This is a genomic window from Anaerosporobacter mobilis DSM 15930 (assembly GCF_900142955.1).
Classification (GTDB): Bacteria; Bacillota; Clostridia; order Lachnospirales; family Lachnospiraceae; genus Anaerosporobacter; species Anaerosporobacter mobilis.
In genome coordinates this window covers 24389-38406 of record NZ_FRCP01000029.1, presented here as the reverse complement: position 1 = coordinate 38406, position 14018 = coordinate 24389, and the positions used below count along the sequence as shown (strand labels likewise).

The window sequence follows — 14018 nt, the reverse complement described above, 5'->3', positions numbered from 1 at the left end:
TCCGGCGTAGGCGTAGGATATTTGAGAGGAGCTGACCTTAGTACGAGAGGACCGGGTTGGACGAACCTCTGGTGTATCGGTTGCATTACCAAGTGCATGGCCGAGTAGCCAAGTTTGGAAGGGATAAACGCTGAAGGCATCTAAGCGTGAAGCCCCCCTCAAGATAAGATATCCCATAGCACAAGCTAGTAAGACCCCTGAAAGACGATCAGGTTGATAGGACAGAGATGGAAGTGTGGTAACACATGTAGTTGACTGTTACTAATAGGTCGAGGGCTTAACCAAAAGAATGATTCTGACAAAAATTCAATGTGTAGTTTTGAAGATATAAGAGAAGGAAAGTCATTAATCATTATGATTAATGGCTTTTTTGCATGTGATCAGTTACTTACAAGCGTATTGGGTCACTGAAGGAATTAGGTCATTTAAGTGACTAGATACTGATCACACTTAACCGTTTTTAGTTATTTCGCTCCAAGAAGTTCGTTCAAAGTCCGCGCCCGAATAATCGTCCTCAACGAATAACAAGGGATTTTTCAAGCCTTTTTCTTTGCGTATTTACTCAAAAGCGCCTTTTGCTTTACAAGGTTGTTGCTGTCCCCTGCGAATCCGTCGTCGCGGGAGAGCCGTGCATAAAGCGCAGTGATTTTGATGTGAGTTACAGCATATAAGGGCTGCAATACAAAATTTAAAAGTACTATTTGGCTTGCCCACAAGCGTAAAACTCATTATAATATAATCATCTACTAAATTTGATTTTTTTCTAATTTGATACAAAAAGAATTTTGACTCATTATTTATATAAAGATATGAAAGGTGGAATATAATATGAAAACAGAATTAAGTAAAGAGTTAAATAAATATTTTGAAATTATAGGTTTATTATATAACAGCAATCAACCTAAATTTATAACGAATGAGGTCGTAGAGAAAACGGCAACGGAGTTTGGTATAAATGCTGATGAACTTAACAAAAAGGTTGTTGTTGTTTTAAAAAAATACATTGCTGCCTTTCAAAAAGAAATGATAAAAAACAACACTGACGACTTTGATTTTTTCTTTTCGGAAGAAGATGATGATTTCATTTTATCTATCCAATATGTGTGTTCAAACCACCAAGAATGGTTTGAACAAGGTTTTGAGAATTTAACAGAAAGAGAAATCCTATTAGCTTTTGCTGAAGTGCTTTTTGAAGAAACAATAATATCTGCTGATACACCGAGTTTTAATGAATTGATAGCATTACTAAGTGAAACCGGATTTTCTGCCAACACTTGCTGGAAACTTATGCTTATTTTTCAATCACCCAAAGAAAAGATTGAAAAGCTATCAAAAATAATTAACAGTAATATCGCTGCATATGAGAAAGCTATTATTACAATTCAGAAACCATTGAACAAGTTATTAGAAAAATTTCCTCATGGCGAGTTTATTGGTGGTCCTTTGCATCAAAATTCTCATATAACGCCTACATTAATCTATCCAGCAGTGGAACTTGTCAATATAAATGGGACATTATCAAATTCTTATATTGGTTTATTTACAGATGATGTTTATAAAATGCAGCAGAAATCAAAGACAGCTCAAAAAAATATTCTTCCTATGCTTAAAGCAATAAGTGATAACAGCAAATTCGATATTCTGCTTTCGCTTATAAAGGCACCTAAATATAATTTGGAATTGGCAGAGGAACTAAATTTATCAGCGGCAACCATTTCACATCACATGAACGTATTGCTTACTTGTCATTTAGTGAGTGTAGAAAAAAGGGACGGACGGGTATACTATACTCTTTCAAAAAACACGATTGAAAATTTGCTATTGGACTTACACAATAAATTTTTAGGTTAAAATAAAATCGGCAAGGCTTTGAGCCTTGTTGATTTTGTTTGACATACATAAAATAATAACGTATAATATTAGATGTAAATCTAATTCGAAGATATTTTTTATTCATTAATTAGATTAACATCAAATAAATTAGATATAGATGGAGGGATTATGAGCGGTAAATTATTTTCTAAAAACTTTTCGTTGCTTATAACAGGGCAGGCAGTATCTTTATTCGGAAACTGTATATTGGATTTTGCGTTATCTATGTATGTCTTAGAGGTAACTGGTTCTGCTACAATATTTGCGGGCTTCTTGGCCCTCGCTATGTTGCCAACTATTCTTTTATCCCCATTAGGCGGTGTTCTTGCTGACAGAGCAAATAGGAGAAACATAATGGTCGTATTAGATTTTATAGCCGGAGTGGTTGTTCTGTTGGCTGTAATTATGATTGACAGAGGGAACAGCCTTGCAATAATTGGGACGACACTGGTTATTCAATCAATTTTAGGTGCTTTTGAAAATCCAACGGTTCAAGCGTGTGTTCCTCAAATGCAAACCGGAGATAATATTATTCGTGGTAACGCAGTTGTCAATCAAATTAGTGCTGTTTCTGCGTTGGCAGCTCCGTTTATTGGTAGTATGCTTTACACATCTTTGGGGTTAAAGCTTGTAATGTATGCTGGTGCAGCTTGTTTTTTTGTTACGGCTATCTTTGAGTGCTTCATTAAGTTGGAAGACATACAGCAAAAAGAAAAAGAAAATATCTGGCGAATTATTAAAAAGGACATAACCAGTAGTGCACGTTTTATTAGCCATGAAAAGCCATGTATCTTAAAAATTCTATCATTAGTGGCAGTTGTAGCGTTTTTTATACAAGGACTTGCCTTGGTTGGTTTTCCTTATATAGTCCGAACAGTCCTAGGACTAAATGCTAATTATTATGGCGCAGCAATAAGTATCCTTAGTTTTGCAAGTATTGTCGGTAGTATTATAGCAGGTTTACTTGCTACGAAATTCAAAATCAGAAAGCTAAATATAACACTATTTGGGATAGGGTTCTTTTTATTACCGTTCGGAATAATCTTTATGAACGTTGCTAATGTTTACATAAATTATATTGCGTTGATTATTTCTTTTTTCTTAATACAAATTGCAGCTTGCGTATTTTCTATTTTTGCATTATCTATCATTCAACAGCTAACCCCCGAAAACATGATTGGGAAAGTCATGGCTTATACCACCACCTTTTCATTGTGTGCACAACCTTTAGGGCAAATCATTTATGGAATGATGTTTGATAAGTTCAGTAGTATGATTTATGTTGTATTAATACCGACAGGACTAATACTATGTGTAATAGGCTTCATTTCTAAACGGTTTTTCCGAAACGTTGAAAATCAACTTAATAGCACCACTTAATATTAGCAGGAATAACCGCTGGCAACAGTACGACGGCTTTGAATTGAAATCAAAGCCGTCGTTTTGCTATTGAAACATGGTGGTGTATTAAAAAAAGCCCAAAAGCCTATTCCCTTAGACTTAACTCTGTTTACGTAGATTTAATGTAGATTTTACGGTGGAATGATAGCCAGATCACATGAAAATTAGTATTTTATAGATATATAGGTATATCGACTAAGGCTAAGGAGAGAGTTAAGGAGAGATTGATATGATAGGCAGTATGGAATATGAGATAGAAGAAGACGTTGACCATGTGTATGAAGTCAGTGAAAATAGTATCTTAGAGATCCTTGATGATTATTCCGAGGTGAAACCATATGTGAAAGAGACTATTAGTGAATTGCGCTCTAATGGGTATAAAATAGGCTCCACTACAGGATATACCGATGAAATGATGCATATCGTAGCCAAAAAGGCACAAGAAAACGGATATGAACCAGATTGTTGGTACAGTCCAACATCGGTTAATAACTATGGAAGACCATATCCATATATGATTTATAAGAATATGCAGCAGCTGAATGTGAAATCGGTTGAGGAAGTTATTAAAGTTGGCGACACCATATCAGATATTATAGAAGCGAAATATGCAGGGATACTATCTGTTGGGGTTGTTGAAGGAAGTTCAATTATGGCACTTTCAGAGAGTGAGTACATGGAACTGTCTGAAAAAGAAAAAGAATTAAAGAGAAAAGAAGTGAAGAATATATTTATTGAAGGCGGTGCAGATTATACAATAGATAATCTACAGGAACTACTAGGGTTATTAAGAAGGTTAAACGTTAAACAATAAGATTAAAAAGAACGAACCAGAATTACTCATTTCTTGAGAAGAAGTGAGTGATTTTTTTGCTTAGATTTAGCTTAAGGAGAGGCTAGAAAAGAAAATATAGTACAAAATGGGTTGTAAAATTTGCGATAATTTAGTAAATAGATGTAATTTACTATTGTGTTTATTTTGTAATTATGTTAATATTACCAGTAAATAGAATAAAAATCATATTATATTTAGCGTTTATAGTATTTTAAATAAAGTTTTCTAATATCTAATATCTGATTTTCAACAGTAAGAGGGGAATTGTTATATGAAAGATCCTCTTTTGTCACGTTAAACTTCTGTGCTCTATCTTATCCAACACTATGTCGTTTTACCCACCAAACCATATTAAGAAAGGAGGTGAGAAACTCGCATAGATAGTTTAACGTTAAACTATGTTATTGGGTTTATGTAACAAGGTGTAGCAAAGCAATTTTGAAACTCTTTGTAAGGAAAAGAGCTTCTCAATTGACGTAACAAAGTTTGGTTATTGAAAGGAGACGAAAGGTATGTTAAAGAGAATGAGGAAGCTAATTGCGGTAATTATTATACTGTCAATGATCATTCCAAATCAAGTTCCTGCTGTATTTGCCAAGAAGGTTACTAATGATGCGACTATTTTCATTAAAACTACTTCGAATGCGTATCTTTATGCAGAAGGATCAGATGTCAAGAGTGGGGAATTAAAAGAGAAAAATCCAAATTATATTTGGAAAGTTATCAAAAAATCCGATGGAACGTATTGGATTCAAAACATGGGGACAAGCTCTTATATGTGTCTTGAGTATGCAAACGGTACCGTACGACTAGAAAGTACAATTTATGAAGTTTGGATGAGTAGTAAATGGTATATTGAGGGTGACGAAAACACATCTACAATCGATAACATGTGGAAAAGCACAAGAAATAATGGGACAGGAGGATTTCTATATACAAAAGACAAGGATAGTACCACGTATTATGGAACAACAGCACAAAGTTGGATTATAGAAGATTATAGCTCATCTACTAATGTTGACGATGATGGAGTTCCAGGTAAATTAACGAATGCGCATGCGGGGGATGCTGTTTCGATTCCAGAAGCTAATGCGGATGTTAATAGTATAGGTGCATCCATGCCATATGTTAGATATGACTCAGAAAATGCTTCGATAGGAGGAGGAGCTATCTTAGCATCTTCTAATGATTGGTCATTAACTAATATAGCTAGTCAGGCTTCGAATCAATCCTATGTCAGTTTACCGACAAACGGATCCTATGCAGAGTGGACAACGTTTTCGTCAGGGAATGGAATTGTAATGCGCTTTACTCTTCCAGATAGTGCTGATGGAATGGGACAGACTGGATCACTTGATGTATATGTAAACGGTGTGAAAGTAAAGACAGTTGATCTTACATCCTATTATATGTGGCAGTATTTGAATGGAGGAGCTGGGGATACTCCAGGTAATGGAACTGCATGTTTTGCTTTTGACGAAGTGCACTTTCGTTTAGAGCAATCTTTACAACCAGGTGATAAAATTCGTATTCAAAGTACGAGGGCGAATGGGCTAACTTATGGGGTTGACTTCCTTGAGATTGAAGAAACAGGAAAACCAATTGGACAGCCAGCAGGTTCTTATTCAGTTGTAGAGTTTGGCGCAGTTCCTGATGATGGTGTGGACGATTATGCAGCTATTACGGCATGTATAGCAGCAGCAGATGCCGCTGGAAAGGATGTATATTTCCCAGAAGGAACGTACCACATTAATCAAATTTGGAGAGTATCAGCAAGTAATATGATGATTACGGGAGCTGGTATGTGGTTTACAAACATCCAGTTTACCAATTCTGGACAGCAAAAGGGTGGTATTTCAGGTGCAGGTGATGGCTCCACCTATAATATAGAATTCTGTAATATGTACATAAACTCTAATTTACGTTCACGTTACGGTGAGAATGCAATTTATAAGTGTTTCATGGATGTATTTGATGGGAATTCATTAATTCATGATATTTGGGAAGAACATTTTGAATGTGGATTTTGGGTTGGAGACTATAATGGTTCGCTAGACTATTCGGATAATCTTAAGATTGTAAATTGTCGTATTCGTAATAACTTAGCAGATGGGGTAAACTTCTGTCAAGGTACAAGCAATGCTACCGTTTACAATTGTTCTATCCGTAATAATGGTGATGATGGTTTAGCAATGTGGAATAATAATTACATGTCTGCAAAAGATGAATCAAATAATGTATTCTGCTATAATACGATAGATTTTATATGGCGTGCTGGTGGTATTGCAATATACGGTGGAGATGGACATAAGGTCTATAACAACTATATACGTGATAATTTCATGGCATCAGGAATTCACCTAAATACTACATTTTCAGGATACAAATTTGATAATACAAAAAATATACAATTCGATAATAATATAATTATACGTTCTGGTGCTAGCTATGATACATGGCAAAGTGAGTATGGTGCTATAGATATTATAGGAGCAGTTAAGAATGTAACATTCAATAACACGTATATTTATGATGCACAACATGATGGAATACGTATTGGAGATAGTATATCTAATATAGTATTTAATAAGTTAAATATATTCGGAACTGGTGTTGATGGTAAGAAACCTAACTATTCGTCCTTACCACATCTAGGTGCTGCCATTATGAGTTTTGGTGGTAATCCGAATCTAACGGTAAATGATTTAACTTTAAGAAATATTGGTTATGCAGATACATATTATCTGAATAATGCGAATGTAAAATTAAACAATGTAACGAATGAAGGAAATAAGAGCTATTCTGTTCCTGGATACCCAAAGGTTGGAATTATTAACACGAGTCATAGTGATCATAGTATAATAATCCCAACAGATCCAACAGATCCAACAGATCCAACAGATCCAACAGATCCAACTGACCCAACAGATCCAACAGATCCAACAGATCCAACAGATCCAACAGATCCAACTGACCCAACGGACCCAACGGACCCAACAGATCCAACAGATCCAACGGACCCAACAGATCCAACAGACCCAACGAACCCATCAGCGCCATACGGAAATCCAGACATGGTTATTACGGATATTATATGGGCTCCTGAAAAACCAGCAAAGGGAAATGATGTTGTTTTTAGTGCTGTTATTAAGAATCAAGGAACAGGAGTAGCAAATCCAGATGTAATTAATGGAGTGCAATTTCAGATTGATGGAAGTTGTGTAGCGTGGTCAGATACGAATAAGACACAGATTATGCCAGGTGAATCCATAACAGTAACAGCCAATAATGGACCAAGTGGAAGTACAACGTGGAAAGCTACAACCGGTACTCATACAGTTCTTGCATGGGTAAATGATGTGAACCGTTATCAAGAATCCAATGTGAATAATAATAAGACGACAGAGTTAATTACTGTTACAGATCAAGTGATCGTAGACCCAGATCCACCTGTGAACCCAGGCGAGGGTTCAAATCTAGCATTAGGTAAAAAGGTAACGGCATCATCCTTCGTTTATATCTTCCGGGGCGAGAATATTAATGATGGAAATACAAGTACCTATTGGGAAGGTCAAGGCGGATACCCAGATACGGTTAGTGTTGATCTTGGTAGGAATGCAGATATATCTAAGCTTGTATTAAAGCTTAATCCAGACAGTGTATGGGCTACAAGAAATCAAACGATAGAGGTTTTGGTGCATACACAGGATAATACAACGTATACAACATTAGTAGGGGCGAAAGCCTATACGTTCAATCCAACCAATAAAAACACTGTAACAATCCCAGTATCAGCAAGAGCTAGTGCAGTAGAGCTAAAGTTTACTGCCAATAGTGGTTCATCTGCAGGACAATTAGCTGAGTTCGAGATTTATGGAGTAAATGCTCCAAATCCAGATTTAACAGTTACTTCATTGCAGACGATACCAGGATCACCAATCGAAACAGATCAGATAACGGTTAATGCGATTGTGAAGAATCAAGGTACTACCATATCAAAAGCTACTACTATTAATTTCTATCTAGGTACTAATCTAGTAAGTAGTGCATCAGTGCCTGCATTAGAGGCAGGAGCTTCCACTACAGTATCAGTTAAATTAGCGGAGCAAAATGCAGCGGTTTATGATCTTATAGCAATAGTTGACGAAGAAAACAAAGTAATTGAAATGGATAAGAGTAACAACAAGAAAGAAGTGAAATTAAGTGTACAAGAGGTAACAAGTGCGGACCTAATAGGAGTATTAACTTGGACGCCTGGAAATCCTAGTGCAGGTAATTTAGTTGATTTTACAGTAACATTAAAAAATCAAGGAAATATCTCCACAGCGAATGGAAACCATGAGGTTATTGTAAAGCTATTTAACGAGGCAGGTAGTGTAATCAAAACATTTACAAAATCGTATACGGGTATACTTGCTGCTGGCAACGCGGCTACATTAAGTATGGGTTCCTGGACAGCGATAGATGGAAGCTATAGAGTTACTTGCGATGTTGCTGTCGATGAGAAAGAAGTAGGGGTAAAACGTACGAATAATTCCTCAGAGAGAACTTTCTTCTCAGGCAGAGGAGCTAACCTTCCGTTTTCAACTTTAGAAATGGAAGCAGCTTCAAACAAAATTAATGGAACAGTTTTAGCGAAGAACTATAAGTTAGCAGATTATGCTGGCGAAGCTTCAGGTAGAAGTGCAGTATATCTTGATGACGTAGGAGAATCTGTAGAATTCACATTAGCTTCTGATGCCAATGCATTTGTTCTTCGTAGCGCTATAAAGGAAGGAACAAGCGGAACAATCAGCTTATATATTAATGGCGAAAGTAAGGGAGATTTTAATGTTACCTCTAAGTATTCCCATGTGTATGCATCACCAACAACACTTGATCGACTGGGATATAATAATTCAGGAGATCAAGCCTATTGGTTGTATGAGGATGCGCAAATACTATTAAATCAAGTATATCCAGCAGGAACGAAAGTAAGAATACAAAAAGATACTACTGACGTGCCATGGATTTATGTTGATATGATGGAATATGAGCATGTTTTACCTGCGGCTACGAATCCAGATCCTTCTAGATATGTAGAAGTTACAACTAGCAAATCGATAGAACAGGCATTGAATGAAGCAAGAATGGATACAAAGAAAGCAGGTATCTTTATTCCAGCAGGAGAATGGCAACTAAGTTCTAAAATCACAGTTTATGGACGTGCACTAGAGATTACTGGCGCTGGACCATGGCATACGAAACTTGTTGCACCACAAACAAGAAGCAATATGGATATCGGATTTACAATTGCTTCTTCAGCAAATGGATCAACGATTAAGAATCTATCAGCATGGGGAAATTATCAATATCGTAGTGATGGCCCAGGCAAATTCATTGATGGAGATAAGATTCAGAATGTAACAATTGAGAATGTATGGGCGGAACATTTTGTTTGTTTATATTGGGGTGTAGGTTCCTCTTATAATACATTCAAAGACTGCCGAATTAAGAATCTATTTGCTGATGGAATTAATATGACGAATGGATCCTCATACAACACAATTGAAAACTGCTATGCGAGAGCTTGCGGTGATGATGCATTTGCTTCCTTTAGTGCAATTGATAGTGGTGGAACTTCTTATAATACAGGAAACATATATACAAATCTGACAGCAGTGTGTACTCGTCGTGCAGCTGGATTTGCAATCTATGGAGGTTCTGGAAACCAATTCACCAATCTATATGTTGCAGATTCACTTACATATCCAGGTGTTACGATTAGTAGCTTAAGTTTCGGCTATAATACACTTGGGTTTGGCGATGCAGAAACATTGTTTGATGGAATTACGATCGACCGTTGTGGTGGTGACTTCTATACAAGTAATGGAGCAGATGACAAAATTAATGAATACCAAAACTTTGGAGCTATTTGGATTTACTCTGGGGACCGTGTACTTAAGAATATAACAGTGAAGAATGTGAATATTAATGATGCTGTTTACTTTGGAATTATGTTCCAAACAAAACATGCAGATAAGATTCCTATGCAGAATATAAATCTTGAGAATATTGTTATTAATGGTGCAGAGCGATATGGAATCAAATTTGTAGTTGCAGCAGAGAACGGTCAAGGACCTTGTTTCGGTAGTGCTAATTTCAAAAATGTAAAAATCTATAATGCTAAAGTGAAGTCTGTTTATGGATTAGAAAAGTGCCCAGACTTTAAAGTAAACAAAATCGGAACGGATAACAATTGGTAAAAATATAGTATTCTAATGTAGCTAAGATAGCCTTGCGACTCATTGATCGCAGGGCTATTTTAGTGGACTCTAGATTTTACAGTAATTATTGCACATACTTGTAGTACAAATCGGTCAAGTTAAGGAAGAATATTCATTTTTATTTGATTGATTACATATGTTGTGTTAAAATGAGTAGGGTTAATAGCTTATTAGATACAAATAATTGGAGATAATAGAGTTAGACAAGGGTTTAGCTTTCATTATATACTGAACAGTTAAGTAGCATGACAAGACAAGAGGAGGTTGAAAAATGAACAAGCTTGAGCTTCAAAAGACTGCTAACGAAATTAGAAAAGGTATCGTTACAGCAGTGCATAGTGCAAAATCCGGCCATCCAGGCGGATCATTATCAGCAGCAGACATTTTCACGTATCTATATTTTGAGGAAATGAATATAGATCCAAAGGACCCACAAAAGAGTGACAGAGACCGTTTCGTATTATCAAAGGGACATGTAGCTCCAGGGCTTTATTCAACTTTGGCACAAAGAGGGTTCTTCCCAGTTGAGGATCTTACTACATTACGTCACGTTGGTTCTTATCTACAAGGGCATCCAGATAAGAAACATATTCCAGGTGTTGATATGTCAAGTGGTTCATTAGGCCAAGGTGTTTCAGCAGCTGTTGGTATGGCTTTATCAGCTAAATTATCAAATGATCCTTACCGTGTATACACACTTTTAGGTGATGGAGAAATCCAAGAAGGTCAAGTATGGGAAGCAGCAATGTTTGCTGGCGCTCGTAATTTAGATAATTTAGTAGTAATCGTTGATAACAATGGCTTACAAATTGACGGTAGTATTGAAGATATATGTTCCCCATATCCAATCGATAAGAAATTTGAAGCATTTAATTTCAATGTAATTAACGTGGATGCACATAATTTTGATGAATTAGCTGATGCTTTTAAGAAAGCAAGAGAATGCAAAGGACAACCTACTGCAATTATTGCAAAGAGTATTAAAGGTAAAGATGTATCATTCATGGAAAATAATGCTGCATGGCATGGTAGTGCACCAAATGATGAACAATACGAACTAGCAATGAAAGATTTAGAGAAAGTAGGTGAAGCATTATGTCAGAAATAAAGAAAATAGCAACAAGAGATAGTTATGGTAATGCTTTAACTGAATTAGGAAAAGAATACGATAACGTATATGTATTAGATGCTGACTTAGCAGCAGCTACAAAAACAGGTATCTTTCAGAAAGCTTTCCCTGAAAGACATATTGATTGTGGTATCGCAGAATGTAACATGGTTGGTATAGCAGCTGGTATGGCTACAACTGGTAAGATTCCTTTTGTAAGTTCATTCGCTATGTTCGCAGCAGGTCGTGCTTTCGAACAAGTTAGAAACTCAGTTGCGTATCCACATCTAAATGTTAAAATTGGTGCTACACATGCAGGTATATCTGTAGGTGAAGATGGTGCGACTCACCAATGTAATGAAGATATTGCGTTAATGAGAACTATTCCAGGAATGGTAGTTATCAATCCTTCTGACGATGTAGAAGCAAAAGCAGCAGTTAGAGCAGCAGCTGAATATGATGGACCAGTATATTTACGTTTTGGTCGTCTTGCAGTACCTGTAATCAATGATACACCAGACTACAAATTTGAAATCGGAAAAGGCGTTCTTTTACAAGAAGGAACAGATATTACATTAGTAGCAACTGGATTATGTGTGTCAGAAACTTTAGAAGCAGCTAAGAAATTAGAGGCAGATGGAATCTCAGTAGAAATAATCAATATCCATACAATCAAACCACTTGATGAAGAGATAATTGTTACAAGTGCTAAGAAGACAAACAAAGTTGTTACTGTGGAAGAGCATTCTGTAATTGGTGGTCTTGGTAGCGCAGTTTGTGATACATTAGCTGCAAATTATCCAACTAAAGTTATGAAGATTGGTGTTAATGATGTATTCGGCGAAAGCGGTCCAGCTGTAGAATTAATTAAAAAATACGGATTAGACGCAGAAAGCATCTATAATAGAGTGAAAGAATTTGCTCGTGCTTAATATAATATAGTAAAGAAAAGGATACGAAATATTTTGATGGTTATTTCAGAATATTTGGTATCTTTTTTTTTATTTTTAATATCTTTTTATATATTTTACATCGAATCAGTAACATTGAAGAAACTAACTATTAGCGCAGAAAAAGGAGGATTGTATGAAGTATCATAGTAGATTATTTAAAATAATATTAGTGATTGTTCTATGTATTACTATGATTCCAATTTATTTAGGGTCACAAGTTAAGGAAACAAAAGTGTTTTTACCAGACACAAACGTAAAGACGAATCTAAAAGAACTAATAAAATCAAATGTTTCAGGACCAGTGATTACGTTTGATTCCTTTAAGCGAGTTGCGTATTATCCCGATTGGTACGCAGATGTGGTGGACGATGTACCATTTAGTAAGTTAACACATATTAACTATGCATTTGCTATTCCTACATCAGATGGTAATATTAGAGATTTAGAAGATACAGCAATAGTTAATAAATTGATATCTACATCTCATAACAATGGTGTTAAAGTATTGATTGCAGTAGGTGGTTGGTCCTATAATGGATACCCACTGGAGGATACATTTGCTAAGGCAACAAATACGGATGAAAAATGTGAAAAATTAGCAAACAGTATTCTTAATATAATTGATACCTACGGTTTTGATGGAGCAGATATAGACTGGGAATATCCAAGGAAAAAAACCCGTTCACAATACAATGTGTTTATGACCTATCTGAAGCAGGGGTTAGATAGTAGAGGAAAGTTATTAACTGCCGCAGTTGTAGGAAATGGTTCTATTGGGTATGGACAAACCGATACAGTACTTAACATGTTAGACTGGGTTAATGTAATGGCTTATGACGGTAATGACAGTTCTGGGCATTCCCCATATGACTTTGCAGTAGAATGCGGAGAATACTGGACAAAAACTAGAGGATTAAATAAAGACAAAGTTGTACTGGGGGTACCATTCTATGAAAGACCGAACTGGGCGTCATATGCAGACATCATAGAGAATAACTCAGCAAATGCTTATAAAGATTCTACGGTAATGAATGGTACGACAGTTTATTATAACGGTATTAATACCATGAAAGATAAGACTTCATGGGCATGTAATAACGTAGGTGGAATCATGATCTGGGAGATAATGATGGATTCAAAAAATGAACAATTAAGTCTATTAAGTACAATATATGATACGACGAAGGAGCTGTTGGATAAGTAAGTTGAAAGTATGTAAATTTGTATAATTATTACAAAATTATACAATATATAAAGAAAAGGATAGAAATATTCTGAAGATTTAATTCGGAATATTTGGTATCCTTTTTTTAATATTCAATATTATTTTATACATTTTACACAAATTGAAATGGTAATAATGGACTATAAGCATACAATAATACTAATATGAAACAAAAATAGTAAAAAAAAGGCAAGATTAATCATTCAAATGTAATAATATGGAATGATATGATGGGATTACAATAAAACATTTTACTGTAATAGATGTTGCTCACTATAAAAAACTATGGGAGGTTGTGAGGCAGAAAAACAATGTAAAGCTCTTATCTTATAGGTAACCATTAACTAAAAAAGAACGA

General features: G+C 35.6%; 7 protein-coding genes and 1 rRNA gene. All 8 read left to right on the top strand.

Features of this window, described 5'->3' with window-relative positions; all coding sequences use genetic code 11:
- Positions 1–285: ribosomal RNA gene (locus tag BUB90_RS22320) — 23S ribosomal RNA — on the top strand; the annotation flags it as partial.
- 543 nt (positions 286–828) lie between these two features.
- Positions 829–1851 carry an ArsR/SmtB family transcription factor gene (locus BUB90_RS22315; protein ID WP_073291740.1) on the top strand — a complete coding sequence of 341 codons (1023 nt, stop codon included), beginning with the start codon at positions 829–831 and terminating at the stop codon, positions 1849–1851.
- Between the two features lie 150 nt (positions 1852–2001).
- Entirely contained in the window at positions 2002–3252 is a 1251-nt protein-coding gene (locus tag BUB90_RS22310; RefSeq protein ID WP_073291737.1) for an MFS transporter, read from the top strand.
- Between the two features lie 250 nt (positions 3253–3502).
- Positions 3503–4087, top strand: coding sequence for an HAD family hydrolase (locus BUB90_RS22305; RefSeq protein ID WP_073291735.1), 585 nt, complete (start codon positions 3503–3505; stop codon positions 4085–4087).
- A gap of 533 nt (positions 4088–4620) precedes the next feature.
- Positions 4621–10353 carry a CARDB domain-containing protein gene (locus BUB90_RS23855; RefSeq protein ID WP_207650263.1) on the top strand — a complete coding sequence of 1911 codons (5733 nt, stop codon included), beginning with the start codon at positions 4621–4623 and terminating at the stop codon, positions 10351–10353.
- Positions 10354–10645: 292 nt separating this feature from the next.
- Complete coding sequence (locus BUB90_RS22285; protein WP_073291732.1) at positions 10646–11482, top strand: transketolase; 837 nt, start codon at positions 10646–10648, stop codon at positions 11480–11482.
- Positions 11470–12414: a transketolase family protein gene (locus tag BUB90_RS22280; RefSeq protein WP_073291730.1), complete on the top strand. Its 945-nt coding sequence runs from the start codon at positions 11470–11472 to the stop codon at positions 12412–12414. The genes BUB90_RS22285 and BUB90_RS22280 overlap by 13 nt, the downstream gene beginning before the upstream one ends.
- 154 nt (positions 12415–12568) lie before the next feature.
- Entirely contained in the window at positions 12569–13639 is a 1071-nt protein-coding gene (locus BUB90_RS22275) for a glycosyl hydrolase family 18 protein (protein WP_073291727.1), read from the top strand.
- Positions 13640–14018 lie beyond the last annotated feature (379 nt).

Excerpts from the sequence above, each read along its gene's own strand:
- BUB90_RS22315 (WP_073291740.1), top strand. The coding sequence starts at position 829 with ATGAAAACAGAATTAAGTAAAGAGTTAAATAAATATTTTGAAATTATA.
- BUB90_RS22310 (WP_073291737.1), top strand. The coding sequence starts at position 2,002 with ATGAGCGGTAAATTATTTTCTAAAAACTTTTCGTTGCTTATAACAGGG.
- BUB90_RS22305 (WP_073291735.1), top strand. The coding sequence starts at position 3,503 with ATGATAGGCAGTATGGAATATGAGATAGAAGAAGACGTTGACCATGTG.
- BUB90_RS23855 (WP_207650263.1), top strand. The coding sequence starts at position 4,621 with ATGTTAAAGAGAATGAGGAAGCTAATTGCGGTAATTATTATACTGTCA.
- BUB90_RS22285 (WP_073291732.1), top strand. The coding sequence starts at position 10,646 with ATGAACAAGCTTGAGCTTCAAAAGACTGCTAACGAAATTAGAAAAGGT.
- BUB90_RS22280 (WP_073291730.1), top strand. The coding sequence starts at position 11,470 with ATGTCAGAAATAAAGAAAATAGCAACAAGAGATAGTTATGGTAATGCT.
- BUB90_RS22275 (WP_073291727.1), top strand. The coding sequence starts at position 12,569 with ATGAAGTATCATAGTAGATTATTTAAAATAATATTAGTGATTGTTCTA.